Raw genomic sequence first — 24,877 nt, 5'->3', positions numbered from 1 at the left:
CTTCTCGGCCTCTGTCGTCAACCTGGCTATCTACTTCATGAGCAACGACACTCCCATTCAGTACGGCGAAGTCACCGCGACCTATTTCTGGGACGACGGTTCCGGCATCAACGGTGACACCGGCGCTCCCGCAGGCGGTGAGCCCATGCAGGAAGGGCTGTTCTCCAGCCCCAGCTGGCCGCTGGGCACCAAGGGGTTCATCGTCTACGAGGGCGAGGAGCACGAGTTCTTCATCGGTGACCGCGGTCCCGGCGTCCCCTCCCACGACTGCGACGTCCTTCTCGACATCGACGGCAAGACCTTCGCCGAGATGATGGGTGAGAGCTTCGACGAGCAGAGCCTCGTCGTCAGCGGTGGCAACGGCCACGCCGAGGTCGAGTACTTCATCACCGAGTGGGGCGACGGCCACGGGGAAGAGGGTGCCCCCCACCCGTTCCAGCAGCCCGAGAACAAGTGTGAGAACGCGGTTTCCGACATCCCCGCGGAGTACCTGCCGCAGGCCGAGGAGGACGAGGAGGAAGAGGAGGCGCAGGCCGAGGAGGAGACCGCCGAGGACGCCTCCGAAGAGGACTCCGACGAGGCCTCCGCCGACGCCGAGGAAGAGCAGCAGCAGGACGAGGCCCCCGCGGCCGCCGAGCAGGACGACTCCGACACCGGGGTCACCGCCGAGACCGCCGCCAACGACCTGTCCGGCTTCGGCCTGATGAGTGCGGAGGGCACCCCCTCCGCCGCCGGTCTGCTGACCCTGGCGATCATCCCCGCGATCCTCATCGCCCTGTTCTTCGCGTGGACCCGCCGCCCCGCCGGCGCCCACGCCGGAGCCGAGGACGAGAGCGGCAACGGACTGCTCGCCGAGAGCAACGGCCGCCACGGCATCGCCTCGCTGATCGACAAGCTGCGCGGCAAGTAACTCCAGAATCACCCCCGGGCCCACCTCAGGTCATCCGTGACCTCGGGAGTCCGACAAGCCAGGTGTTCCTCCTGGCGGGGGGAGCAATCGAGACTCCCGGAGGACACGGATCCTCGGAGAGTGGGTAAGGCCAGGGGCCGCGATCGACGATCGCGGCCCCTGTGTTGTGTCCCATCCCTCGGCCCCACCCTTGCGCTATATACCCCATGGGGGTATCGTTCGAGCCTCCTGAAACCACGAGCAGGCCGAGGGGCACGCGATGCGAGTCGACGGATACGCGCACGACGGGTACGAGGGGGTGCGCAGGGTCTTCCAGGACCTGGTCGCCGAAGGACGCGAGACCGGGGCGGGGCTCTCGGTGTGGCGGGACGGCCGGGAGGTGGTGCGGCTGGGCGGCGGCTGGACCGGCAGCGAGCGCCGGCGGCCCTGGACCCACGACACCCTGGTCCAGCCCTACTCGGTCTCCAAACCCTTCGCCGCGCTCGCCGCCCTGGTCGCGGTCCGCGACGGCGCCCTCGGCCTGGACGAACCCCTCGCGCGCCACTGGAGGGGGTACGGGGACCGGGGCAAGGAACACACCACCCTGCGCCACGTCCTCACCCACCGGGCGGGCCAGCCGCGATTCCCCGAATCCGCCGCGGGGCTGGGCGCCCTGGACGACGCCGGGCTCCGGAACAGCCTGGTCGCGGCCGAACCCGAGTACGCCCCCGGCACCCGGATGGGCGAGCACGCGCTCACCCACGGCCACCTGATCGACGGTGTCCTGCGCGCGGCGACCGGCAGCACCCTGGGCGAGGTGTTCAACGAGGTGGTGCGGCCGGCGCTGGGTCTGGACGCCTGGTTCGGCGTTCCCGAGCCGGAGCTGGCCCGCGTCGCCGACCTCGAACACGCCCACCCCGGCTGGGCCCGACAGCAGCCCGCAGCCCCCTGGCTGACCGTGCCCGAGGGGCCCCTGGACACGGGGGCCGTCAACTCCCGGGCCTGGCGGCGATCGGTCTTCGGCGGGGTCAACCTGCACACGAGCGCCACCGCCGTGGCCGGGTTCCTGTCCCGGGCCACCGACCCGGACGGGCCGCTGCGCGCACTCCTGGGACCCGAACTGCACGAGGAGTACCTGGCGCCCCAGGCCACCGGGCACGACGACGTCTTCGGCACCGAGCTCACCTGGACCCTGGGGTTTCTGCGTGACGACGCCAAGATCGCCAAGGGCGGTATCGGTGGATCGGCCGCCTGGTGGTCACTGCGCCACGGCCACGCCTGTGCCTACCTCACAAGGAGGTTGGACGACCACTCCAGGGTCGCGCGGATCGCGGAGGCGCTGGGAGATGACCTGTCGGTGATGCCGATGCGCGGTCAGAGATCCCCGAGCAGTAGCTGAGGTCGTTCCACGCAGTCGGCCACCCAGCGCAGGAAACCGCCCGCGACACCGCCGTCGCACACCCGGTGGTCGAAGGTCAGGGTGAGTTCGGTGACCTGTCGGGGCAGTACGTCGTCGCCGACCACCCACGGGCGGCGCAGGATGCGGCCCACTCCCAGGATCGCCACCTCCGGGTGGTTGATGATCGCGGCGGACCCGTCCACGCCGAAGACCCCGTAGTTGTTCACTGTGAACGTGCCGCCGCCCAGGTCGGCGGGGGACAGCCCGCCGGAACGGGCGGCCTCGGCGCGCTCGCCCAGCCGCGAGGAGAGTTCACGGGTGGTGAGCGAGTGGGCGTCACGGACCACCGGGACCACCAGGCCGCGCGGGGTCTGCGCCGCGAACCCCAGCTGCACGGCGTCGTGGCGCACCAGCTCCTGACGGGCGGTGTCGAAGTGCGCGTTCAGCTCCGGGAAGCGGGCCAGACCCAGCAGCGCGAACCGTGCCACCAGCCCGAGGACGCTCACCGGACGGTCCGGTACGGCCTCGTTGAGTTCCCGCCGCAGCTCCAGCATTCCGGTGGCGTCGGCGTCCACCCACACGGTGGCCTCGGGGATCTCCCGCCGGGAGCGGGACAGGCGCTCGGCCATCACCCGGTGCGCGCCGCGGAGCGCGGTCCGCCGGGTTCCGGGGGCGTCGGGGACCGCGGATCCGGTGGAGCCGGACGCCGTGGAACCGGGTGCGGCGGCCGGTTCCGTCGTCGCTGTCGTCGCTGTCGTCGCTGTCGTCGCTGCCCGGGCCGAGGCCTCGACGTCCCGGCGCAGGATCAGCCCGCCCTCCCCGCTGCCCCGGAGCTCGGTGACGTCGATCCCGTTCTCCCTGGCCAGGCGGCGGACCAGGGGAGAGACCACCCTGGTCGCCCCGGCCGGGCCCGGACCCGGCCGCGGGGCCGGGGGAGCGGTGGGGGTTGTGGGCGGGCCGCCGGTCGCCGTTGACGCGGACGGCCCGCCCGCCCCGGGGGCACGACGGCGTGTGGGCCGCGTGCCCCGTCCCGTGCCGTAACCCACCAGGACGGCTCCCGAACCCGCTTCACTTCCGGCGGCGCCGTTGCCGCCCGCGGGTGCGGGGCCCTCCCGTGCGTCCGGCACGGTGGTCTGTGTCGCCGACCCCTGTGCTGGGGCGGTCCGTGGCCCGGTGGCCTGCGGCTCCGGTGCCGGTGCTGCCGTGCTCCGGGCCGCCACCGTGATGAGGGGCGCGCCGACCGCGACCACCTCGCCCACCGACCCGTGGAGCGCGATGACGGTTCCACCGTAGGGGCAGGGGACCTCCACCGAGGCCTTGGCGGTCTCCACCTCGGCCACCGGCTGGTCGACGGTGATCTCGTCGCCCACCGCGACCAGCCAGGCCACGACCTCCGCCTCGGTCAGCCCCTCGCCCAGATCGGGGAGTGCGAAGGTGTCGACCCGCCGCTCCTCGTTCACCCGTGCCCCTCCACCCACTCGGACTCCCACTGCAGGCGGTCCATCGCCGCGAGGATCCGGTCCACGCCGGGCAGGTGGTGCTCCTCCAGCTTCGGCGGCGGGTAGGGGACGTCCAGCCCGCCGACCCGCAGCACCGGGGCCTCCAGGTAGTGGAAGCACTGTTCCGTGAGGCGGGCGGCCACCTCGGCGCCGTAGCCGCCGAAGACCGAGGCCTCGTGCACCACCACCGCGCGGCCGGTGCGCCGGACCGAGGCGGCCACTGTGGCGTCGTCGAACGGTGCCAGCTGGCGCAGGTCCACGACCTCGACGTCGCGCCCCTCCGCGGCAGCCTGCTCGGCGGCCTCCAGGGCGGTCTCGACCATCGGGCCGTAGGCGATGAGCGTCACGTCCGAACCCGGGCGCCGCACCACGGAGCGCTCCATCGGCTCGGTGCGCACGGGAAGGTCCACGGACTGCCGGGACCAGTAGCGCCGCTTGGGTTCCAGGAACACCACCGGGTCGTCGCAGGCGATCGCCTCGCGCAGCATGGAGTAGGCGTCGGCGGGGGTGCCGGGTGTGACCACGCGCAGCCCCGGTGTGTGCGTGTAGTAGGCCTCGGAGGAGTCACTGTGGTGCTCCACGCCGCCGATGCCGCCGCCGTAGGGCACCCGGATCACCACCGGCAGGGGGACCGCGCCCCGGGTCCGGTTGCGCATCTTGGCCAGGTGCGAGACCACCTGCTCGAAGGCGGGGTAGGCGAAGGCGTCGAACTGCATCTCCACGACGGGCCGCAGCCCGTACATGGCCATGCCGATCGCCGTGCCCACGATCCCGGACTCCGCGAGCGGCGAGTCGAAACACCGTTCTTCGCCGAAGGTCGAGGTCAGGCCGTCCGTGACCCGGAAGACCCCGCCCAGGGGGCCGACGTCCTCCCCGTAGACCAGGACGTCAGGGTCCTCGGCCACGGCGTCGTGCAGGGCGCGGTTCAGGGCCGCGCCCATGGTGACCTCGGCCGCCCCCTGGGCGGCCGCAGCGGAGGCGGCGGCACCGGAGGCGGTCGCGGCGGTTTCGGTGCCGGTGGGCGGGGTGGGGGGTGTGTGCGCCATCAGACCTGCCGTAGTTCCTCCGCCAGTTCCCGCCGCTGCTGTTCCAGAGCCGGGGGGATGGCGGCGTACACGTCGGTGAAGAGGGAGTCCGGGTCGAGTTTGTCCTCGACGGCCATCCGGTCGCGGACCGCGGTGGCGACCCGCTCGGCGTCGCGCTCGTAGATCCCCAGGAGGCCGTCGTCCACGATCTGCTCGTTGCGCAACAGGGTCTCCAGGCGGGCCAACGGGTCGCGTTCGGCCCAGTACTCCACCTCGGCGGAGTCGCGGTAGCGCTGCGGGGCGTCCGAGTTGGTGTGCGGATCGATGCGGTAGGTCAGCGCCTCGACGATCGCGGGGCCGCCCCCGGCACGGGCCTCTGCCAGCGCGTGCGACACCACCGAGTGCACCGCGGCGGCGTCGTTGCCGTCCACGTTGTAACCCCGCATGCCGTAGCCGACGGCCTTGTGCGCCAGGGTGGGCGCGATGCTCTGCCGGTGCACCGGGACACTGATCGCCCAGTGGTTGTTCTGGACGAGGAAGACCACCGGGGTGTTCCACACGGCGGCGAAGTTGTAGGCCTCGTGCGCGTCGCCCTCGCTGGTCGCCCCGTCACCCATGAGCACCAGGGCGGCCACGTCGCGGCCCTTGCGCCGGGCGGCGTAGGTCAGTCCCACCGCGTGGGAGGCGTTGGTGGCCAGCGGGGTGCACTGCGGCGCGCAGCGGTAGTGGTGCGGGTTGTACCCCGAGTGCCAGTCACCGCGGAAGAGGGTGAGGGTCTTCACCGGGTCCACCCCGTGGGTGACCATGGCGACGCTGTCGCGGTAGCTGGGGAAGAGCCAGTCCTGCTCCGACAGAGCCAGCACCCCGCCGACCTGGGCGGCCTCCTGGCCCATGGAGGAGGGATAGACCGCGAGGCGGCCCTGGCGGGCGAGGGTGCTGGCCTGCTGGTTGAAGCGGCGTCCGATGACCATGGCCCGGTGGAGCTCGGCGAGTACGGCGTGGTCGGGAGCGGTGAACGAGGGGTGTTCGCGACGTCGGCCGTGCCGGTCCACCAGACGCACCGGTTCCTGGGAGGGGAGAGGAGGAACCGGGCGAGATCGCTCATCGGTGTGCTTCATGTCTTGAATATGCGGCGAATCACCCCATATTGTCGATGGCTCCAGGCCGATGCTGGACGAACTGCTCGGTAGAGCCCCTTCAATTGCAAATCATCTAACTTGTCCACCATGCGGACGGTATGAGGTAAGACACATGGCCGTGCAGCTGGACGACACCGACCGCCGCATCATCGCGCTCCTGTGCGATGACGGCCGTATGTCGATCCGTGCCGTCGCCGAGAGCGCGCACATCTCCCGGGCCAACGCCTACTCCCGTCTCGAACGGTTGCGCGACGAGGGCGTGATCAGGGGATTCACCGCCGTCATCGACCCCGAGAAGTACGGCACCGCGCTCTCGGCCTACGTCTCCGTACGGATCGAACAGCACTCCTGGGAGAGGTTCCGCGAGTACCTGCGCGACATCCCCGAGGTCGACCACGCCGCGCTCGTCTCCGGTGACGTGGACCTCCTCCTCCTGGTGCGGGTGGTCGACGCCGCGGCTCTGCGCACCTTCGTCCTGGAGCGGCTCCAGCGCCTGCCCGAGGTGAAGAGCACCCAGACCATGTTCATCCTGGACGAGCCCCACCTGCAGTAGGGGCGGGGATAGGGGCCATTTCACCCCTGATCGGCCCTTGGGCGGCCCAGGTCAGGCGGCAGAATGGGGCCATGCCCGAGTACCGCGTCGTCGACGCCTTCACCGACAGACCCCTCGCCGGGAACCCCGCCGCCGTCCTCGTCCTGGACGACGCCTATCCCGACCTCTGGGCCCAGGGGGTCGCCGCGGAGTTCAACCTCTCCGAGACCGCCTTCGCCCGCCGGACCGAGGACCCCGACGCCGACTTCGAACTGCGCTGGTTCACCCCGAAGGCCGAGGTCGACCTGTGCGGGCACGCCACCCTGGCCACGGCGCACGCCCTCACCGAGGCCGGGTTCGAGGGGCCGATCCGCTTCAGCACCCGCAGCGGCGTCCTCACCGTCCAGCGCGAGGACGGGAGGCTCTGGATGGACTTCCCCGCCCGGCCCGCCACCGGGATCGAGGAACCCGAAGGGCTGGCCGAAGCCCTCGGGGCCCGCCCCCTGTGGGTCGGCAGCGGCGGCACCGACGACCTGCTCGTCGAACTCGAGAGCGAGGCGGTCGTCCGCTCCCTCGACCCCGACCAGGCCGGACTGGCGCGGATCCCCGCCCGCGGCGTCATCGTCACCGCACGCGGAGAGGGCCGTGCCGACCTCGTCTCCCGCTTCTTCGCACCCAACGTCGGTGTCCCCGAGGACCCGGTGACGGGCAGCGCGCACACCGTCATCGCCCCGTTCTGGGCCGAACGCCTGGGCCGTACCGAGTTCCTCGCCCACCAGGCCTCCCGGCGCGGCGGCGACCTCCACCTGCGCCTGGCCGGGGACCGCGTCCTCATCGGCGGCGACGCCGTCACCGTCGCCACCGGAAACCTGCACCTCTAGAAGGGATCCCCATGGAGCAGTGGGCCACCAAGGAAGAGATCGTCGCCGGGCTGAACCGGCTGGAAGCGGGACATCCGGGCTGGGAGCGGCCGGCCGCGTACGCGGTGGGGGTGCACTGCGACGGCGGCACCGCCTTCACCCTGACCAATGTCGGCGAGCGCATCCTGCCCGCCATCGCCCTCGGCCTCGCCTGCGGTCACACCTCGGGCACCGCCACCTACCCGCTGACCCGGGAACAGCTGGACGCCGCCATCGCGAACCTGGCCCCGGCCGCAGCCTGCACGACCATGGAGCACCCCAACTACCACCACTGGGTCGCGTTGTCCGCGGAGACCGGGGAGAAGGGCGGACAGCCGGTGGCGGTCTTCGTCGGAGACCTCGACGACGCCCCCGTCGACGAGCACGACCGGGCGTTCCGGGCGGCTATCTCCTGATTCGCCTCACCCGTGCGGAACCGGATCCGGTCGGATTCCCGGTTTTCCCCGTACGGCCTTTCCCGATCCGGTAAGAATAGTTCCACGGCACCCCCCACCCCCCTCCGCGGAGGTGTCGGGGCAGGGCCTGACCGGAGCGCCCCTTGTTTCCGGACGGGCCGTGTCCTCCCCGTCGGCTGGTGCAGGTCCCCCTCCTGTCCGGTCGTCGCCCTCTGGTGGTCGGGCCGAGAACCCCGTACCCGGCCCGGCCCCAGAGGTGCGGGAGTTCACGGGACCCAGTCGGTGGGCGAGGCGAGCAGCCGGGGGAACAGGGCCTCGATCTCAGCGATGCCCATCCGGTTCATCTTCGCCTTGTCGGCCTGTGCCTGTCCTGTGGTGGCCAGCTGCCCCTGCAGGAGCAACGGCAGCATGAGCCGCCGCGCCAGCACCTCCCTCACGGAGATCCCGTCCGGCCGCCGCACCACCGACACGTTCACCCGGACCGCGTGCTCGTTCCCCGGCGGCACTCCCGGCCGGTCGACCTCGATCGCCGCGTACCGGAACCCGTTCGCCAGGTCGCACGGCCCGCATCCCGCCGGTCCACGGCTCAAGGGGCCACCGCACTCCGGGCAGACCAGCCGGTCCATGGCGGCGTCGACCACCCGCCAGTCGTACCGGTCCGGTTCCTCGACGACCAGCGCCGCCACCTCGGCCCCGTCCTCGGGAGCGAACCCCTCCCGCGCCAGGAACGCGGCCCACTCCTCCTCCAGGATCGCGTCCACCAGTCCACGGCACCGCGCACAGTCCGGAGCCCCGCTGTACTCGGGTCCCGGACACTCCGCACACGCCCGCAGGGGAGCGCCCACACCAGGTCGCACCGGCCCCACCTCCAGCCCCCATTCAAGCCCTCGTGGCCGGCTTCCCTCCACCCGTTTTCGCGGCCCTGCGGCGACTCAGGCCCCGTGGGGGAGCCGTTCGAGCTGATCGACCACGTTCCGCGCGTTCCGGACGAGCTGCGCCGGTCCGGGGCCGGGGGCGGCGTCAGGCCCCGAACGGCAGGTCCAGGGGGTCGGTGACGTGGAGATCGCGGTCGAGGAGGGCGGCGACTTCGGGCCCCTCCTTCCGCTCGACGAGGGCGAGCAGGACGAGCAGCTGTTCGCGGACCCCGGTGAGCAGGCGGGGGAGTTCCGCGAGGGGAATCCTGACACGTTGCTCCCGCCCTTCCCGGGACAGGTGGACCTCGTCGCCGACGAACTCCTGGACCACGCCCGGGTCGTGCCCCATCCAGATCGGTTCGCGGTCGAGCAGCCACCGCCATTCGCGCCAGTCCTCCAGGCCGAAGCAGCACCCCGGGTCCACGGTGACCCCGTGGCCGAAGGCGCGCAGGCCGCCGGGGAACAGGGTCATCTCCTCCTGGAGAAGCCCGCGCGGGGTCTCCGCCCCGTTGTAGTCGGCCCAGGTGTGGAGGAAGGTGTCGAGCTCGATGGAGGTGAGAGTCCCGTCCGGGAGTTCGAGGACGGGCTCGAGGTGCGGACTCATGAGGCCTCGGGATCTGTGACGAGGTCGTGGATGCGGTCGGCGGCGTTCCTGGCGCCGTCGATGCCGGAGAGGCGTCGCCGGAGCTCCTCGGCCCGGGTGCGCAGCCAGGGGTCGTGGAGCAGTGTCTCCAGGGCCCGGCGCAGCCGTTCGCCCCGGGCCTGCTGGGGGGAGAGGCCGACGGCGTTGCCGAAGCGGGCGCAGTCGTCGACGTTCCAGCGCTGCTCCGGCTGGAGGCCGATGCCGAGGAACGGTTTGCCCGAGGCCACGGCGGTCTGGACGGTGCCCTCCCCGCCGTGGATGACGGAGGCGTCGATCAGGTCCCCGAGCTTGTGGGCGGGCAGCAGGTCGAACACGTGCACACGGGGGCCCAGCTCCTCCAGGTCCCCCTGCTCCAGGTACCGGGCGACCGGGGCGATCACGGTGACGGGCAGCCGGGAGAGCTCACGCAGGACACGGAGCACGATGTCCCGGTTGGCGGAGCTGCCCATCGCGCAGTAGACGACCCTCCGGTCCGCATCCCTGGCCTTCCCGACCAGTTCGGACACCTCCGGCGGTACCTCCTGGTCGAGGCGGGCGTAGACGGGGCCCACCCAGTGGTAGTTCGGCGGGAGCCGGTAGGGGTGCAGGTAACCGGAGATCGAGGTGATCAGGTTGACGTCCCCGTCCAGCGCCTCGACCGTCCTGCGGGGCAGCCGCACGCCGTACTCGCGTGCCACCCTCGCGAAACCGCGAGGTTTGTACGAGGCGTACCGTGCGACCTCGCGCAGGAGGCGGGCGGCACCGGCGTTGACCGTCCTGGCCGAACGTCCGTTCCCGGGTGCCAGGGGGAGGGAACGGGCCTGACGCAGGTGCGGCCACGAGTAGGCGAACGGTTTGACGTACACCAGCGGGATCCCGCTGACCCGTGCGGACACCGCCTGGCTGAGCGTCGTGCCGATGACGGTCGCGGCCGGGCGCAGCAGTGTGTTCAGTTCCAGCTCGCTCTCCACCCGGGCCCGAACGACCCCCGCGGTGAACGGGTGGTTCGCGCTCCGCCCCTGGTCGAAGCGGATCAGCTGGTCGGCCTGGGCGTCGGTGAGCTCGGGGGAGAGCGGGTGGTACTCGAACCCCGCCTCCTCGACCAGGCCCGCGTACCGCTGGGAGTACCCGGCGAACACGCACTCGTGCCGGTCCCGCAGGCGCCGGGCGACCTCGATCGCCCGTGTCGTCTCGGCGAGGTTGAAGGTTTCCGGGGCGAACAGGACCGTGCTCATTGGACGAACTCCTCGACTGAGGGGGTCCTCGCAACGTAGCCGCAGGGAAGGGGCTCGGGCAAAGGACTTCTCCGACGGGGCGGGAGGCGGCGCTTGTCACAAAGGCTTGCTTCGGGCAGCCTTCTGTGCAAAAACTGGGACGAGTGTCCCAGATGTTTCGGGACGTGTCCCGACCCGATCACTCGAACCGAAGGACCAGCCATGCCCAATCCGTACGCGCGGATCTTCGCCGTGCCCGGGACCAAGGGCTTCACCGCCGCCGGACTCATCGGCCGAATGCCGGTGGCCATGACCAACGTCGGCATCATCACGATGCTCGCCGCCACCCACGGCAGCTACGCCCTGGCCGGGGCCGTCGCTGCCACGTTCACCCTGTCCATGGCCCTGATCACGCCACAGGTCTCCCGTCTCGCCGACCGCTACGGCCAGCACCGGGTCCTGCCCCCCGCCGCCGCCGTCAGCGTGTCGTCGCTGCTCCTGATGCTGCTGTGCGTGCGGCTCGACGCACCCCTGTGGCTGTTGTTCGCCTGCGCCGTCCCCAGCGGGACGATGCCGAGCATGTCCGCGATGGCCCGCGCCCGGTGGACCGAGATCCACCGCGGCACCCCACGGCTGCACACCGCCTACTCCTTCGAGTCGGTGGCCGACGAGCTCACCTTCATCACCGGACCGGCGCTGTCGGTGGTCCTGAGCACCATGGTCTTCGCCCAGGCCGGTCCGCTCGCCGCGGCGGCCTTCCTGGCCGTGGGGGTGAGCCTGTTCGTCGCCCAGAGGGGCACCGAACCGCCGGTCCGCGCTCCCGGGGCCACCGGTGACCGGGGCCCGCGCGCACTCAGCGGCTCCGTCGCGCTCCTGGTCCTGACCCTGGCCTCCGGAGGGGTGATCGTCGGCGCGGTCGACGTGGTCGCGGTCGCCTTCGCCGAGAACCTGGGGGTGCCCGGCGCGACCGGGATCGTCCTGTCGGCCTACGCCCTGGGCTCGGCTGTCTCCGGACTGGCCTTCGGGGCGCTGAACCCGCCCTGGCGGCCGCACACCATGCTGCTGGTGGCCGTGACCGGTACCGCCCTCACCACGCTGCCCCTGCTGATGGTCGGCGGGATCGCGACCCTGTCCCTGGCCGTCCTCCTGGCCGGGGTGTTCTTCGCGCCGACCATGATCCTGGTGATGACCCTTGTCGAACGGGTCGTTCCGCCCGCCCGTCTCACCGAGGGGATGACCTGGGCCCTGACAGGACTCACCGTCGGCACCGCGCTCGGCACCTTCACAGCGGGGCTGGCAGTGGAGGCCTCCGGCACCACCGGCGGGTTCCTCGTGGCGGTGGTCGCGGGCCTGGCCGCTCTGGGGACCGTGGTCGCGGGCACACCCCTGCTGCGCTGCGCAGCCACGACAGGCCGTGCTCCCGCGACGACACGGCCGGGAGAGGAGGGAGCCGATTCCGTTACCCTCGGCGCAGGAACCGAGGAGGAGACCTGAACCAGACGGACGGACGCCGCGCCAAGGGCGAACTGCGCCGCAGGGCACTGATCGAGGCCACCCTGCGCGTCATCGAACGCGCCGGGGTGGCCGGGGTCAGCCACCGCACGGTCTCGCAGGAGGCGGGGCTGCCCACCTCCGCCACGACCTACTACTTCACCGGGTTGGGCGACCTCCTGACCGCCGCCCTGACCAGCGTGATGGACGAGGACTCCGAGAGGATGCGCCGCCTGTCCGCCGGCGGGGACCGGCGGCGCGAACTCGCCGAGCTCATGGCCAGGGTCGCGGCCGAACCGGGACGCCTGCTCGCCGAGTACGAACTCTTCCTCCTCGCCGCGCGCCGCCCCCACCTGCGCGAGTCCACGGACGCCTGGCTCGCCGCGGTGGGGGCGTTCGCGCGCTGCTACACCGACGACCCGGTCCGAGCCCGCGTCGTGACCGCGGTGATCGACGGCGTCCTGCTGCACACCCTGTTGGGCGAGACCAAGCCGAGCGCCGACGAGTTCGAGGCGATCCTCACCGACGTCCTCCCCGAACCTCCTCGGGAGCCCTGACCCACCCCTTCGGGCCCGGTCCGGCACGGGAACACCCCTGCCTCCCTAGCCGATCCGGCCGGGGGCCCTGCCGAACAGGGTGATCAGCAGTGCGCCCAGGGCCAGCGCGGCGGCCAACCACATCACGGCCGTGCCGCCCGCGCCGTCCAGGACGAACCCGCCGATGAGCGCGCCGAGCGCGATGCTGCCGTTGAAGACACCGACGAACAGCGACGAGACGCCCTCGCGCTCCTCGGGCGCGGAGCGCATCATCCAGGTCTGGACGCTCACCGACACCCCGCCGTAGGCCAGGCCCCACACCACCATGAGCAGGCCGGTGGCGAGCACGGTGACGCCGATGAGGGGGACCAGGAGCACCGCGCACCCCAGGGCGGCGCCGAGCACCAGGAGGGTGGAGCGCGGGGCCCGGACCGCCCTCGGTCCGGCGGCGAAGTTACCGACGACGCCGGCCAGCCCGTAGACCAACAGCATGGTGCCGATCAGTCCCGCGCCGATCCCGGCGGTGCCTTCGAGCACGGGGCGCACATAGGTGTAGGCGGCGAAGTGGGCCGTGACGAGGAAGACCGCGACGGCCAGCCCGGTGGCCACCTTGGGGTTGGCCAGGAGCCCGGTGACACCGCTCAGGCGGGCACCGCGCTCGGCGGGCAGCCGAGGCAGGAGCAGTGCCATGGCCACGCACAGTGCCAGTGCGAGGGCCGCGAACACGACGAAGGCCGCGCGCCAGCCGCTCAGGGCGCCGATGTAGGCGCCCACGGGCACGCCGAGCACCGACGCCACGGCGATACCGGCGAAGATCACGGAGGTGGCCGATCCGACCGAGCGCTCCGGCACCAGCCGGGGAGCGAGGCCGGCAGCCAGCGCCCAGACACCGCCCATCCCCAGACCTACCAGGACACGCGCCGCGACCATCACGGCGAAGGTCGGCGACCAGGCGGACAGCAGGTTGGCAGCGCCGAGCAGGGCCATCAAGGCCACGAGTACGGCCCTGCGGTCGGCGCGACCGACCAGGGCGGGCACGAACGGCGCGGTGACCGCCGCCACCAGTCCCGTGATGGTCAGGGTCAGGCCTGCGGTTCCCTCGGTGACGCCGAGGCCGCCGCCCATGGGGGACAACAGCCCCACGGGGAGCATCTCGGAGGTCACGACGGTGAAGGTACCCAGGGCCACCGTGACGACGGCGAGCCACCCCCGGACGGGGGAGGGGTGTGGTGTTCGTTCGAGGGCTCGGGCCCCGGCTGCGTTCGACATGGTGGCCAGTCAAGGCCCGCCCGGCTCGACGAACAACGGGGAATCCCTCATGCTTCGATGAGCCGGACTCATCGATCCAGGCCCGCCGCCCGGGCCGGAGAGCGGGGTCACGTCCAGCAGCCGCGCGGTGCGCGGACGAGGAGGGGCATGCGATCGATCGAGACCCGGGAACTGGAGTGCTTCCTGGTCCTGTCGGAGGAACTCCACTTCGGCCGGACCGCGGAACGCCTCTTCCTCTCCCAGAGCCGGGTCAGCCAGCTGCTGCGCTCGCTGGAGAGCCGGATCGGCGCCCGGCTCGTGGAACGCTCCAGCAGGAGGGTCCACCTCACAGCCCTGGGCGCTGACTTCCTGGAGTCTCTGCGTCCGGCCTACAACGCGCTGGCCGACGTGGTCGAGGACGCGCGTGACACGGCCCGAGACACCCGGGGGCGCATGCGGATCGGCTTCCAGGGCGCCGTCTACGAACCCCTCGCCAGGGCGATCACCGCTTTCCGGAGTGACGATCCGGGCTCCGAGGTCGACATCGTGGAGATCCCCCTCGCGGATCCCTTCGGCCTCCTGCGCGAGGGCAGGGTCGACGCTGCTGTGGTTCTCCTGCCCGTGCGGGAACCCGATCTGGTCCTCGGCCTGACCTTCTCTCGGCAACCTCAGGTCCTGGCCCTGCCGACGGCCCACCCGCTGGCGGGCCGGGAGGAGCTCGGCGCCGAGGAACTCACCCGGGTGCGCCTGGTCCCCCTCACCGGGCAGGCGCCCTCCTACTGGAGGCGGGTCCACTCGCCACGGGTCACCCCCAAGGGGAAGAGCATCCCCCAGGAGGGCCGGGCCGGAACGCTCCAGGAGGCGTTGTCCCTGGTCGCCTCGGGCCGGGGCGCGATGCTGGTGTGCGGTGCCACCGCCGAGTACAACCGGCGCCCGGACATCACCTACGTGCCCGTCAGGGGGATGCCCGAGTCCGCGCTCGGCCTCGTCTGGCGCAGTGACGGCCGGAGCAGCCGGTTGGCCCGGTTCTCCGAGGTGCTCTCCACCGCGCTGGCGTGAGAGGAGGCGTCGGTCCGTCGAGGACACACGGGGGTTGTCCACAGGCCGAAAGCGGGATTCGCGCAGAAGTCCTAACCTGGCGGGGCAGTCAGTTGTGCAGCGACACCAGGGGGAACCGATGGCGGGACAACGGGGGAGCGGCGGCCAGGGGCGCCGGTACGGCGGAGGAGGCGGCCGGGGCGGTGGCGGCGGCCGCAGGCCCGAACCCGAACCCATCCGCGGCAAGCGCGACGAGGCACAGCTGTCCGAGGAGCTCCTGAAGATGCAGGGCGCCTCCTACGGGCGCTACAAGGCGCTCAAGGGGGACTGGGACTTCGGTGACTTCACCCTCACCGTGCAACGGGTCCAGGCCGACCCCTTCGCGCCGCCCTCGCGCATCCGCCTCTTCCGGCCCGACGCGGGGATCCCCGCCAGCGCGTACGAGGACCCGGTGCGCCGCCGGGCCACCGCCGACTACCTCGGACGGCGCGCCCGCAGACAGCTCAAGGGCTCCCTGCTGAAGATCGACACCGGCGGTCAGGAGGTCATCGCCCGGTCCTCCTGCCAGATCACCGAGGAGGGCGCCCTCGACCTGCGGATCGGCGTGGACCTGCCCGGGCACGGCCGCCGGATCGACGGCCGCACCGCCGAGCGCGAGCTCTGCCACACCGTTCCGGAGCTGGCCGACGACCTCGACTGGGACGAGATCGACCAGGAGGAGGCGCGGGCCTTCGCCGACAGCGTGGCCGACACCGTCGCCCTGCGCGCGAGCCTGGCCGACCGGGGCCTGGTGGCCTTCGTCGCGGACGGGGCGATCCTGCCCCGGCGCAGCGGGGTGAGCGACGAGCCCATGGCCGGGCAGGGCGTGGTGCCCTTCGCCTCCCCGGAGAGCCTGCGCGTCAGCGTCGAGCTGCCGCACCGGGGCACCGTGACCGGGATGGGTGTGCCCGAGGGCATCACCCTCATCGTCGGCGGCGGCTTCCACGGCAAGTCCACCCTGCTGCACGCCCTGGAGCGCGGCGTGTACGACCACGTGCCCGGTGACGGCCGCGAACTGGTGGTGACCACGGCGGACGCCGTGAAGATCCGGGCGGAGGAGGGGCGCCGGGTGGAACGGGTCGACGTCAGCCCCTTCGTGCGCAACCTGCCCACCGGTGCCGACACCAGCGACTTCCGTACCGAGAACGCCTCCGGCTCCACCTCGCAGGCGGCCAACATCTGCGAGGCCGTGGAGGCCGGATCACGGACCCTGCTGGTGGACGAGGACTCCACCGCCACCAACCTGATGATCCGCGACGAGCGCATGCAGGCCCTGGTGCACGGCGACCGCGAACCGCTGGTGCCGTTCGTGGACCTGGTGCGCCCGCTGCACCGAGAACACCGGGTCTCGACGGTCCTGGTCATGGGCGGCAGCGGCGACTACTTCGACGTCGCCGACCAGGTCGTCATGCTGGACGCCTACCACCCGCACGACGTCACCGAACGCGCCCGCAGCCTGGCCCACGAACGGGAGGACGCCGAGTTCACCCTGCCGCGGGCCCGCGTGGTCGACCCCGGTTCGGTGGACGACAACACCGCCAAGGGCCGGAGCAAGCTCAAGCGCCGGGACATGGACGTGCTGGTCTTCGGGGAGAGCGACATCGACGTGCGCTCGGTGGAGCAGTTCGTGGATCCGGGGCAGATCACCGGGGCCGGGCTGGCCCTGCGCGCGCTGGTCCGGGGCCGGCACCTGGACGGGGCGCGGACCCTGGCCGAGGCCCTGGACTCCCTGGAGGAGGCGCTGGCCGAGGAGGGGGTGACCCTGCTCGGCGGCGACTTCGGCGGGGACTACGCCCTGCCGCGCAGACACGAGGTCGCCGCCGCCCTCAACCGGTTGCGCACCCTGCGCGTGACCGGCCAGCGCTGACCGGCCGACAGTGGGCGGGAGGCCCGGACCGGGAGGCGCTGACCGGCGCCGGCCCGGCCGGGGCCGTCAGAGCGACCGGAGCAGGAGGAGCACCAGGACGGCGGCGCCGACACCGGTGTCGTAGACCATGCACCACTCGGCCACGGACCGGGAGATCACCTTCCGCGTCCACCAGTGCACGGCGTCCCACGCGGCGTGCGCGAGCAGGCCGACCGCGACCACCGCGACCGCCGCCTCGGGGGACACCGCCAGCGCGAGGAGCCCTGCGCCGCCGAACACCGCCAGCGCCGGGATCTGGAGGGCGAACACGCCCGGGCGGCGCAGCGGTCCGCGCACCAGCCCGACGGCCACCAGTACGGCGCCCAGACCGAGGACCAGCGGCCAGGCCACCGCACCCGCGGCCTCCAGCAGGAAGTAGAGGGCGCCCACCGCGCCCACCACCGGCCAGCTGGCACGGGGCCGGTCCAGGACCGCGACGGCCAGGTACATGACGGGGAGGGTGAACAGCAGGAAGGCCGGGCCCCCGTCGTCCGTGCCTCCGGAGACGGTGAGCGCGGCGGCCAGGGCGGCCGTCAGGGCGGGCCACCACCGTCCGAGCACCGCTGTCGCCGCTCCTCGTGCGTTCCGTGTCCCCTGGGCACTGTGCGTGCTCCGGGTGTGCGGCTCCGAAGGACCGGTGCCCGCCCCGGCCGGGGCGGGCGGTGGGCTCGTGCCCGGTGCCCCGGGTGCGGCAGGGACCGGTGCGGTCGCGGGCGGAGCAGCGGGGGCCGGGGTGGAAGCGGCGCTCGGGGAGGGGGCGTTCGCGGAAGGTACGGGTGTGGGCGCACGCCTGGGTGCGGGTGTGGAAGCCATGTCCTCCAGCCTTCGCCGGTGTACGGCCAAGGGCCAGGCGTAGCCTGGGGGAGGTCCGGAATCTTGGGAAACCCGTCCGAACAGACCAGCCTCGAGCGCTGAAGCCGGGGCGGGGGAGGGGCGCCATGGAAGCACGCAGGGTCGTGGTGGTGGCCTACGAGGACGCCGAACTGCTGGAGATCTCCTCGATCACCTCCACGCTGGCCACGGCCAACGACGTCATCCCCGGCGGAACCCCCTACGAGACGGTCCTGGCGGCTTCGGGCGGCGGTCCGGTGCGCTGCTCCTCCGGGCTGACACTCCGGAGCCAGGCGGCGCTCGAGGAACTCAGGGGACCGTTCGACACCCTGGTGGTCACGGGCGGCTGGGGTTACCGGCGGGCGGCGGAGAACGCCCACCTGGTCGCGCACGTGCGTCGGCTGGCCCGGGAGAGCCGCAGGGTGGCCTCGGTGTGCACCGGGGCGAGCGTGCTCGCTGCCACCGGGCTGCTGGAGGGCCGCCGCGCCACCACCCACTGGCACTTCGCCGACGAACTGGCCCGACGCCACCCCGGCGTGACCGTCGACCCGGCACCGATCTTCGTCCGGGACGGGCCCGTGTCGACCTCGGCCGGGGTGACCGCCGCGCTCGACCTGACCCTGGACTTCGTCGCCGAGGACCACGGGCCGGCTCTGGCCCGTCTGGTCTCCAGAATCCTGGTCACGTACTTCCAGCGCCCCGGAAACCAGGCCCAGATGAGCGTGCTCACCACCCTCGACCCGGAGAACATGCTGGTCGGACAGGTCCTCACCCACATCCGCTCCCACCTCGACGGTGACCTCTCCACGACCGGACTCGCCCGGGCTGCGGGGGTGAGCACCCGTCACCTGCACCGGCTCTGCCTCGCCCACACCGGCCACCCGCCGAGCCGCCTGGTGCGACGGGCCCGCGCCGAGGCGGCGGCCGACCTCCTGGAGTCCACCGCGCTCTCCGTCACCGAGGTGGCCGCCCGCTGCGGGTTCGGCTCCGCCGAGTCCCTCCGCCAGACCTTCGTCGCGTACTACGGGGTCCCGCCCTCCCGCTTCCGTGCCGTCCACAGCCGGCCCTGACCCGGGCACCGCTGCCCCCACCACGCCCTCTCCCCCGAACCGAGGAAGCCGCGGTGTGGCCGTGGTCACCTCCGAGGGGTCGGGGTCCGGTCCCACTCACCCCGGGTCGGTATTGTGGAAAAGCAGGGCACAGCAGCCTCGTTGTGGGGCATTTCGGACCATCCCGGCAGGCCAGGGCGGGTGCGTCGCGTTCCCTGCGATCCCGACCAGTTTTGGAGACGAGAACCCGGTGCGTGACCCCGCAGATCTGTACGAACTCCACCCAGGCTTCGACGACGTCACCGGACTGGTGATGCTCGTCTGTCTGGACGGCTTCGTCGATGCCGGAAACGCCGGCCGTCAGATGGCCGAGTCGCTGTTCGAACGGTTCATCGCCGAGGAGGTCGCGACCTTCGACACCGACCGCCTGGTGGACTACCGCAGCCGCAGACCGCCGATGACCTTCGTCGAGAACGCCTGGACCGAGTACACCCCGCCCAAGCTGGCGCTGTACCGGATGCACGACGACGAGGGGCACCCCTTCCTCGTCCTGTACGGCCCGGAGCCGGACCGCGAGTGGGAGGGCTTCGTCGCTGCCACCGCGAGCCTGGTCGAACGCTTCTCCGTCTCGCTCTCCATCAGCGCCCACGGCATCCCCATGGCGGTTCCGCACACCCGGCCGGTCACGGTCACCCCGCACTCCACCCGGCCCGAGCTGATCGCGGGGCACACCCCGTGGATCGGCCGCGTCGAGGTGCCCGGGAGCGCGGTCTCGCTGCTGGAGTACCGTCTGGGTGAGAGCGGCCACGACTTCGTCGGCTACGCCGTCCACGTGCCCAGCTACCTCGCCCAGTCCACCTACCCGCGCGCGGCCATCGCCGCCGTCGAGTACGTGGCGGGGGCGACCGGCCTCGCCATGGCCACGGAGGACCTGGAGGAGGTCGCCGGAGCCACGGACGTGGAGATCTCCGAGCAGGTCGCGGCCTCCGAGGAGATTCAGCGCGTGGTCGCCAACCTGGAACGTCAGTACGACGACATCATGTCCTCGCGCTCGGACGAGGACGGCGGGACCACCCCGCTGACCGTCGACGACGCGGGGCTGCCCACCGCCGACGAGCTCGGCGCGGAACTCGAACGCTTCCTCGCCGAACGCGAGGGAGACGGAAACGGATGACCGTGTTCTACCAGATCCTCTTCAGCTCGGTCCTGCGCCACATGGACGCGGAGAAGGTCCACAAGGTGACCTTCGCCGCCCTGCGCGGCGTGGCCTCGGTGCCCGGTGTGGCCGAGACCGCCGGTAGGGTCCTGGGCCCGCGCGAGCCCGAGCTGACCGTGCACGCCCTGGGCCGCGAGTTCCCCGGCCCGCTGGGTATGGCCGCCGGCTTCGACAAGAACGCCGAGAGCCCGCGCGGACTGGCCGCCCTGGGCTTCGGCTACGTGGAGGTGGGCACCGTCACCGCCCACCCGCAGCCCGGCAACCCCAAACCGCGCCTGTTCCGGCTGGTCGCCGACCGCGCCATCGTCAACCGGATGGGGTTCAACAACGAGGGTTCCGCGCTGGTCGCCGAGCGCCTGCACCACCAGCGCAAGGGTCCGCTGATCGGGATCAACATCGGCAAGACCAAGGTGACACCCGAGGCCGACGCACCCGCCGACTACGCGCTCAGCGCCCTGCGGCTGGCCCCCTACGCCGACTACATGGTCATCAACGTCAGCTCGCCCAACACCCCGGGCCTGCGGAACCTCCAGGGTGTGGAGCAGCTGCTCCCGCTGGTGACCGCTGTCCGGGCGTCCCTCGCCGAGGCCGGACGCCCCGAGCTGCCGCTGCTGGTGAAGATCGCCCCGGACCTGGCCGACGAGGACGTCGACGCCGTCGCCGACCTGGCCCTGGCCGAGGGCCTGGACGGGATCATCGCAACCAACACCACGATCTCCCGCGCCGGGCTCGACACCCCGGAGTCCGAGGTCGAGGCGGCCGGTGCCGGGGGTCTGTCGGGCGCTCCGCTCAAGGAGCGTTCGCTGGAGGTCCTGCGCCGTCTGCGCGCCAGGGTCGGCGACCGGGTGACCCTGGTCGCCGTCGGCGGTATCGAGACCCCCGAGGACGCCTGGGCCCGCATCCGCGCCGGTGCCACGCTGATCCAGGGCTACACCGGGCTGATCTACGGCGGCCCGCTGTGGCCCCGACGCATCCACCGCGGCCTGGCCAGGCTGGTCCGCGCCGCCGGGTACCGGTCCGTCCAGGACGCCGTCGGCTCCGACGCCCCGGCCCCGGCGCTCAAGGTGGTCCAGGAGACCTCCGAAGCGAGCTGATCCGCGGGCAGGCACGAGGGCGGCCGGCGGGAACTCCCGCCGGCCGCCCCGCGTTCATGCGGGGGGAGACCTCACCAGTTGCCGTCCCAGTCGGGCGGGTAGACGTTTCCGGGCTCGGGTCCGCCGATCGCCTGGCTGCTGGTCACGAACACGTAGTCCAGTTCGCGCAGCCGCTCGATGATCTCCGGGACCGCCGCCAGCGTGGCGGGCTGGGGGTCGTGCATCAGCACCACCGCGCCCGGCTCGATCCTGGTCAGGACGTTGTCCACGATCTCGTCGCGGTCGATGCCCTTCCAGTCCTGGCTGTCCATGGTCCAGGCGACCTCGGCCATGTCCTGGTCCGCGATCACCTCGTGCACCGCCTCGTCGGTGGCCCCGAACGGCGGTCGGAAGAGTTCCACCGTGTGCCCGGTCTGCCGCCGGACCATCGCGCTGACCGCGGCCGTCTGGCCGGCCAGGTCCTCGGCCGCCATCTTGTTCATGTGCTCGTGCTCGTCACCGTGGCTGGCGACCTCGTGCCCCTCGGCGTAGGCCCGCCGCAGCACGCTGGGCCGGGTCAGGACCGGGCCGCCGTTGAGGAAGAACGAGGCCGTCACCTCCTCCTCGGCAAGGAGGTCCAGCAGGTGCGGTGTCGCCTCGACCGGACCGTCGTCGAAGGTCAGGGCCACGCACTTGGTCTCGCCGTCGTAGCAGTCCACCTCGGGGTCCCCGGCGATGACGACCCCCGGCGGCTGTGCGGCCTCCGCCTCCTCGTCGGCCCCGTCGGCCCCGGGCAGGGCGAGATCGGGCTCCTCCACCAGGGCGGCCTCCCTGGCCCTGGAACCCAGATCCGACAGCAGCGGTTCGGCGCGCTCGTGCCCGACCACGACGGTCTTGCGTCCGGGCCCGCTGTCCGGCACGTGTTCGTCGACGATCGGTGACAGGTGTCCGTCGTCGAACTCCACGACCAGGTCCCCCGACCCGTTGAAGCCGATCGAGTCGTAGGTCCGCAGCACCGGCCACAGCGCCTCCGGGTCCACGTCCCCGTCTCCGGCCAGCTCCTCCCGCACGATCGTGTTGAGCTCGGCCAGCTCCTCCTGCCCGGCCAGCAGTTCGGTGGAGAAGGCCGCGGCGCCCGCCCGGGCGTCGTACCAGTACGTGGAGTAGGCCTCGCGCAGGCCGTGCATGTCCTGTTCGGTCTGGACCAGCCGCACCCCGAGCACGCCGCCCCCGGCGGCGACCAGTTCCCAGGCGATGTCCAGGCCCACCGGGTCGCGGGTCCCGGCGCGGAAGTCCTGGACCTCCTGGTCCACCCGCGCGGCCAGGGCCTCGGAGAACGCCTCGGCACCCTCGAACTCCGGGTACGCGACGCTGATCTCCACCCCCTCCGGCTCGTAGGGGTGGTCCGTGAAGTCGTCGGCGCCCCCGCGCCACTCGCTGATGCCCTCCCCGGCCTCGTCCGCCAGGACGGTGAGCTGTTCGGGGGCGCTCCCGCCCACGACCTCGTTCTCGCACGCGGTCAGGGGAAGGGCCAGCACCACCAGCAGCGCCCCGGTCCGGAGCGGGTGGCGGCGGGCCGCGCGCGCCCCGGGAGCGGTCTGGTCCGGTTCGGCTCTCCTCGACGACAAAACCCGACTCCCTCGTCCCTTTAGGGGGTGCTCACACGGCTGTTGGGAGCAACATAGGGGACGAGGGCCCCGGCCCTGGGGAGGTGTCCACATGTGGACACCTCCCCAGGTGGGGAAGGTTCCACGGGTCACCCCGCGTCGTTCACAGCACCCTCCTCGGAGTTCTCCTCCGACTCTTCCGACCCCTCGGTCTCCGGGGGTTCGGGGACGCCGTCGACGTAGGTCTCACCGGGCACCGTGGTGCCCAGGAGTTGCGACACCGTGACCATGGTGTACCCACGCGCGTCCAGTTCACGGATGATGTCGATCGACGCGTCGATGGTGGTGTCGTGGATGTCGTGCATCAGGATGATCGCGCCCTCGGACGCGCCCTTCAGCGCGCGCTTGCGCACCACGTTCGCCTTGCGGTCCCGCCAGTCGTTGGTGTCCACGCTCCACAGGATCTGGGCCAGCCCGAGTTCCGCGGTGATCTCCGCGACCTGTCCGTTGGTGGACCCGTACGGCGGACGCATGAGGTCCATCGTGTATCCGGTCTCCCGGAACACCAGGGCCTGCGTCGTCTCCAGGTCGGAGCGGGCCGCACCGGACCCGATCTCGGCCAGGTTCGGGTGGCTCAGCGTGTGGTTGGCCAGCTCGTGCCCCTCGGCGTAGGTGCGCCGCACCACCCACGGGTGCTCCATGACCGGGTGGCCGGTGACGAAGAAGGTGGCGTGGGCGTCGTACTCGGCCAGGGCGTCCAGCAGTTCGGGGGTGCGTCCTCCGGGGCCGTCGTCGTAGGTCAGCGCCACGCACTTGGTGTCGGGGTCGGCGCAGTCGACCGAGTCGTCACGCGGGGCCAGCACACCGGGCGCGGCCGCGCCGGAGCCGTCCTTGTCCGCCTCGGGGGCCTCGGCCACCGTGAACTCGCGGGTGCCCGTGGTCGCGGCCTCGCGCACCCGCAGTCCGAATTCGGACAGCAGGGCCTCGGCCTCGTCCCGGTCGATCACCGCGTGCACGCGGCCGACGTCGGTCGGGGCGACCTGGCCGGAGTCGAACTCCACCACCAGGTCTCCGTCGGGGTTGAACCCCACGGAGTCGTAGAGGGCGCTGATCGGGTGCAGGGCGGAGGGGTCGGCGCCGGTGTCGGCCACGGCCTCGCGCACCAGGTCGTTGAGCTCTGCGAGCTCCGCCTGTCCGGCGAGCAGGTGGCTGGAGCCGTTGACCGTGCCGTCGCCGGTCTCGTACCAGTGGGTGCTGTGACCCTCGCGGGTCTCCTCGGAGTCGGTCTCGGTGGTGGTCGTCCGGACCCCCACGATCCCCTCCGCCGCCGCGGTGATCCCCCACTCGCCGACGAACGAACGCGCCCCGGGGTTGGCCGCCTCGAAGGCGTTCACCTGGGCGGTCAGGGTGCGGTCCAGGAAGTCGGACAGCGGGGCGGCGTTGGGGATGTTCGGGTAGGCGGCGGTGACGTCGGCACCGCCGTCGTGGTCGATCTCCGTCTCCTCGATGCCGGGGAGGGCGTCGGGGGAGACGACGGTGAGCTGGTCGGGTTCACCGGTGGCCGGAAGCCGTTCCTCGTCCGCCTCGGACCGCTCGGCCGTGTTCTCGGTGCCGGCGCCGTCCTCGAACACGCCGGGTGGTCGGGTGGCGGACAACACCAGCCCCAGCAGGACGACCATCGCGATCGCGACCGTGAGGAAGGGGTGGTCGGGAGCCATGGTCTGCGGGCTTTGCTGCTTCACCTGGGGTTCTCCACGTTCATCGTCAGACGAACGTTCGCGGGGGAGGCTGGGGGCGCGCTCTCCCACGTAACGCTGATGTCGGGTGTGATGCCGAGCACACGGCGGGGGTTCACGTCGTGTGGGCGAGGACCACGCCGGGTTCAGGGGCGGAGGGGGCGCTTCCTATACTTGCAGGCGTGGAAGGTACACGCTCCACTCTTGTGATCCCGGAACCCTTCCGGGGCGGGCGTTGCGTGTCGAAAGAGGGAACCCGGTGGGAACCCGGGACTGCCCCGCAGCGGTGAGTGGGAACGACCGTCGCCATAAGCACTGGTGATCCGACTGGAGAAGTCGGAAACTGGGAAGCGGCGACCGGTAGGAGAACCGACGACCACGTCGGAAGCGCCCACGAGTCCGAAGACCTGCCTCCACCCGGCGGTGCACCCGTGCCGCCGGTGGTCCCGTGCCCCGAGGGAGGGCCGAGGTCGGTGACAGCCGTACGCCGAACAGGCGTTCCCCGGCATGTCCGCGTCCTCGCTCGCCTCGCGGCCGGTACCCGGCTTTCGACGAGGGA

22 protein-coding genes and 1 riboswitch are annotated in these 24,877 nt (G+C 72.1%); of the genes, 12 read left to right on the top strand and 10 right to left on the bottom strand.

Features of this window, described 5'->3' with window-relative positions; genetic code table 11:
• The first annotated feature begins 37 nt into the window (after window positions 1-37).
• Both D458_RS0114165 and D458_RS0114160 read left to right on the top strand, forming a co-directional pair.
• Window positions 38-910: a hypothetical protein gene (locus D458_RS0114165; protein WP_017587415.1), complete on the top strand. Its 873-nt coding sequence runs from the start codon at window positions 38-40 to the stop codon at window positions 908-910.
• Between the two features lie 259 nt (window positions 911-1,169).
• The gene (locus D458_RS0114160; protein WP_017587414.1) at window positions 1,170-2,288 is read left to right on the top strand and encodes a serine hydrolase domain-containing protein; all 1,119 of its coding nucleotides are present in this window, start codon (window positions 1,170-1,172) and stop codon (window positions 2,286-2,288) included.
• Here D458_RS0114160 and D458_RS0114155 read toward each other — a convergent pair.
• From D458_RS0114155 to D458_RS0114145, 3 genes are all read right to left on the bottom strand, one after another.
• Complete coding sequence (locus tag D458_RS0114155; RefSeq protein WP_017587413.1) at window positions 2,264-3,748, bottom strand: dihydrolipoamide acetyltransferase family protein; 1,485 nt, start codon at window positions 3,746-3,748, stop codon at window positions 2,264-2,266. The genes D458_RS0114160 and D458_RS0114155 overlap by 25 nt on opposite strands.
• Window positions 3,745-4,728 carry an alpha-ketoacid dehydrogenase subunit beta gene (locus D458_RS0114150; RefSeq protein ID WP_026119295.1) on the bottom strand — a complete coding sequence of 328 codons (984 nt, stop codon included), beginning with the start codon at window positions 4,726-4,728 and terminating at the stop codon, window positions 3,745-3,747. Before D458_RS0114150 ends, D458_RS0114155 begins: the two co-directional genes overlap by 4 nt.
• Before the next feature lie 104 nt (window positions 4,729-4,832).
• Entirely contained in the window at window positions 4,833-5,930 is a 1,098-nt protein-coding gene (locus tag D458_RS0114145) for a thiamine pyrophosphate-dependent enzyme (RefSeq protein WP_026119294.1), read from the bottom strand.
• A 133-nt stretch (window positions 5,931-6,063) separates the two neighbouring features.
• Here D458_RS0114145 and D458_RS0114140 point away from each other — a divergent pair, with 133 nt between their 5' ends.
• The 3 genes from D458_RS0114140 to D458_RS0114130 all read left to right on the top strand — a co-directional run bounded on the left by D458_RS0114140 (window position 6,064) and on the right by D458_RS0114130 (window position 7,798).
• Complete coding sequence (locus tag D458_RS0114140) at window positions 6,064-6,504, top strand: Lrp/AsnC family transcriptional regulator (RefSeq protein WP_017587410.1); 441 nt, start codon at window positions 6,064-6,066, stop codon at window positions 6,502-6,504.
• A 71-nt stretch (window positions 6,505-6,575) separates the two neighbouring features.
• Entirely contained in the window at window positions 6,576-7,364 is a 789-nt protein-coding gene (locus D458_RS0114135; RefSeq protein ID WP_017587409.1) for a PhzF family phenazine biosynthesis protein, read from the top strand.
• 11 nt (window positions 7,365-7,375) lie between these two features.
• On the top strand, window positions 7,376-7,798 hold the full coding sequence (locus D458_RS0114130) for a hypothetical protein (RefSeq protein ID WP_017587408.1): 423 nt from the start codon (window positions 7,376-7,378) through the stop codon (window positions 7,796-7,798).
• A gap of 266 nt (window positions 7,799-8,064) precedes the next feature.
• Here D458_RS0114130 and D458_RS33490 read toward each other — a convergent pair whose 3' ends face one another.
• From D458_RS33490 to D458_RS0114115, 3 genes are all read right to left on the bottom strand, one after another.
• Window positions 8,065-8,559, bottom strand: coding sequence for a hypothetical protein (locus D458_RS33490; RefSeq protein WP_017587407.1), 495 nt, complete (start codon window positions 8,557-8,559; stop codon window positions 8,065-8,067).
• Between the two features lie 259 nt (window positions 8,560-8,818).
• Window positions 8,819-9,316, bottom strand: a complete 498-nt coding sequence (locus D458_RS0114120; protein ID WP_017587406.1) for a hypothetical protein — start codon at window positions 9,314-9,316, stop codon at window positions 8,819-8,821.
• On the bottom strand, window positions 9,313-10,569 hold the full coding sequence (locus D458_RS0114115) for a nucleotide disphospho-sugar-binding domain-containing protein (RefSeq protein ID WP_017587405.1): 1,257 nt from the start codon (window positions 10,567-10,569) through the stop codon (window positions 9,313-9,315). The genes D458_RS0114120 and D458_RS0114115 overlap by 4 nt, the downstream gene beginning before the upstream one ends.
• Window positions 10,570-10,770: 201 nt before the next feature.
• Here D458_RS0114115 and D458_RS0114110 point away from each other — a divergent pair, with 201 nt between their 5' ends.
• The gene (locus D458_RS0114110; protein ID WP_017587404.1) at window positions 10,771-12,042 is read left to right on the top strand and encodes an MFS transporter; all 1,272 of its coding nucleotides are present in this window, start codon (window positions 10,771-10,773) and stop codon (window positions 12,040-12,042) included.
• Between the two features lie 86 nt (window positions 12,043-12,128).
• Window positions 12,129-12,596: a TetR/AcrR family transcriptional regulator gene (locus tag D458_RS0114105; protein ID WP_017587403.1), complete on the top strand. Its 468-nt coding sequence runs from the start codon at window positions 12,129-12,131 to the stop codon at window positions 12,594-12,596.
• A 45-nt stretch (window positions 12,597-12,641) separates the two neighbouring features.
• On the opposite strand, the gene D458_RS0114100 is transcribed toward D458_RS0114105, so the two are convergent.
• Window positions 12,642-13,844 (bottom strand): MFS transporter, encoded by a 1,203-nt coding sequence (locus D458_RS0114100; RefSeq protein WP_017587402.1) that lies wholly within the window; start codon window positions 13,842-13,844, stop codon window positions 12,642-12,644.
• Window positions 13,845-13,991: 147 nt separating this feature from the next.
• On the opposite strand from D458_RS0114100, the gene D458_RS0114095 reads away from it, so the two are divergent.
• The gene (locus D458_RS0114095; protein ID WP_017587401.1) at window positions 13,992-14,882 is read left to right on the top strand and encodes a LysR family transcriptional regulator; all 891 of its coding nucleotides are present in this window, start codon (window positions 13,992-13,994) and stop codon (window positions 14,880-14,882) included.
• A 118-nt stretch (window positions 14,883-15,000) separates the two neighbouring features.
• A complete protein-coding gene (locus D458_RS0114090; RefSeq protein WP_017587400.1) occupies window positions 15,001-16,767 on the top strand; it encodes an ABC-ATPase domain-containing protein in 1,767 nt (588 codons plus the stop codon).
• Window positions 16,768-16,833: 66 nt separating this feature from the next.
• Here D458_RS0114090 and D458_RS36070 read toward each other — a convergent pair whose 3' ends face one another.
• Window positions 16,834-17,367, bottom strand: coding sequence for a hypothetical protein (locus D458_RS36070; protein ID WP_017587399.1), 534 nt, complete (start codon window positions 17,365-17,367; stop codon window positions 16,834-16,836).
• A gap of 377 nt (window positions 17,368-17,744) precedes the next feature.
• Between D458_RS36070 and D458_RS0114080 the strand changes: the two genes are divergently transcribed.
• From D458_RS0114080 to D458_RS0114070, 3 genes are all read left to right on the top strand, one after another.
• Window positions 17,745-18,707 carry a GlxA family transcriptional regulator gene (locus tag D458_RS0114080; protein WP_017587398.1) on the top strand — a complete coding sequence of 321 codons (963 nt, stop codon included), beginning with the start codon at window positions 17,745-17,747 and terminating at the stop codon, window positions 18,705-18,707.
• 229 nt (window positions 18,708-18,936) lie between these two features.
• The gene (locus D458_RS0114075; RefSeq protein ID WP_017587397.1) at window positions 18,937-19,860 is read left to right on the top strand and encodes a proteasome assembly chaperone family protein; all 924 of its coding nucleotides are present in this window, start codon (window positions 18,937-18,939) and stop codon (window positions 19,858-19,860) included.
• Complete coding sequence (locus D458_RS0114070) at window positions 19,857-20,996, top strand: quinone-dependent dihydroorotate dehydrogenase (protein ID WP_017587396.1); 1,140 nt, start codon at window positions 19,857-19,859, stop codon at window positions 20,994-20,996. Before D458_RS0114075 ends, D458_RS0114070 begins: the two co-directional genes overlap by 4 nt.
• A 71-nt stretch (window positions 20,997-21,067) precedes the next feature.
• Here the strand turns inward: D458_RS0114070 and D458_RS0114065 are convergent, their stop codons facing one another.
• Window positions 21,068-22,603 carry a polysaccharide deacetylase family protein gene (locus D458_RS0114065; RefSeq protein WP_017587395.1) on the bottom strand — a complete coding sequence of 512 codons (1,536 nt, stop codon included), beginning with the start codon at window positions 22,601-22,603 and terminating at the stop codon, window positions 21,068-21,070.
• A gap of 128 nt (window positions 22,604-22,731) precedes the next feature.
• Window positions 22,732-24,300 (bottom strand): polysaccharide deacetylase family protein, encoded by a 1,569-nt coding sequence (locus tag D458_RS33480; RefSeq protein ID WP_017587394.1) that lies wholly within the window; start codon window positions 24,298-24,300, stop codon window positions 22,732-22,734.
• 227 nt (window positions 24,301-24,527) lie between these two features.
• Window positions 24,528-24,747, top strand: a riboswitch (cobalamin riboswitch).
• Window positions 24,748-24,877 lie beyond the last annotated feature (130 nt).

Source organism: Nocardiopsis ganjiahuensis DSM 45031 (assembly GCF_000341085.1).
Taxonomy (GTDB): Bacteria; Actinomycetota; Actinomycetes; order Streptosporangiales; family Streptosporangiaceae; genus Nocardiopsis; species Nocardiopsis ganjiahuensis.
Note: the sequence above shows the minus strand (reverse complement) of the source record. Positions and strands in the feature narration are given on the sequence as shown.

Excerpts from the sequence above, each read along its gene's own strand:
- D458_RS0114120 (WP_017587406.1), bottom strand. The coding sequence starts at position 9,316 with ATGAGTCCGCACCTCGAGCCCGTCCTCGAACTCCCGGACGGGACTCTC.
- D458_RS0114100 (WP_017587402.1), bottom strand. The coding sequence starts at position 13,844 with ATGTCGAACGCAGCCGGGGCCCGAGCCCTCGAACGAACACCACACCCC.
- D458_RS0114130 (WP_017587408.1), top strand. The coding sequence starts at position 7,376 with ATGGAGCAGTGGGCCACCAAGGAAGAGATCGTCGCCGGGCTGAACCGG.
- D458_RS0114150 (WP_026119295.1), bottom strand. The coding sequence starts at position 4,728 with ATGGGCGCGGCCCTGAACCGCGCCCTGCACGACGCCGTGGCCGAGGAC.
- D458_RS0114110 (WP_017587404.1), top strand. The coding sequence starts at position 10,771 with ATGCCCAATCCGTACGCGCGGATCTTCGCCGTGCCCGGGACCAAGGGC.
- D458_RS0114080 (WP_017587398.1), top strand. The coding sequence starts at position 17,745 with ATGGAAGCACGCAGGGTCGTGGTGGTGGCCTACGAGGACGCCGAACTG.
- D458_RS0114145 (WP_026119294.1), bottom strand. The coding sequence starts at position 5,930 with ATGAAGCACACCGATGAGCGATCTCGCCCGGTTCCTCCTCTCCCCTCC.
- D458_RS0114160 (WP_017587414.1), top strand. The coding sequence starts at position 1,170 with ATGCGAGTCGACGGATACGCGCACGACGGGTACGAGGGGGTGCGCAGG.
- D458_RS0114165 (WP_017587415.1), top strand. The coding sequence starts at position 38 with ATGAGCAACGACACTCCCATTCAGTACGGCGAAGTCACCGCGACCTAT.
- D458_RS33480 (WP_017587394.1), bottom strand. The coding sequence starts at position 24,300 with ATGGCTCCCGACCACCCCTTCCTCACGGTCGCGATCGCGATGGTCGTC.
- D458_RS0114140 (WP_017587410.1), top strand. The coding sequence starts at position 6,064 with ATGGCCGTGCAGCTGGACGACACCGACCGCCGCATCATCGCGCTCCTG.
- D458_RS0114115 (WP_017587405.1), bottom strand. The coding sequence starts at position 10,569 with ATGAGCACGGTCCTGTTCGCCCCGGAAACCTTCAACCTCGCCGAGACG.
- D458_RS0114095 (WP_017587401.1), top strand. The coding sequence starts at position 13,992 with ATGCGATCGATCGAGACCCGGGAACTGGAGTGCTTCCTGGTCCTGTCG.
- D458_RS0114135 (WP_017587409.1), top strand. The coding sequence starts at position 6,576 with ATGCCCGAGTACCGCGTCGTCGACGCCTTCACCGACAGACCCCTCGCC.
- D458_RS0114070 (WP_017587396.1), top strand. The coding sequence starts at position 19,857 with ATGACCGTGTTCTACCAGATCCTCTTCAGCTCGGTCCTGCGCCACATG.
- D458_RS0114090 (WP_017587400.1), top strand. The coding sequence starts at position 15,001 with ATGGCGGGACAACGGGGGAGCGGCGGCCAGGGGCGCCGGTACGGCGGA.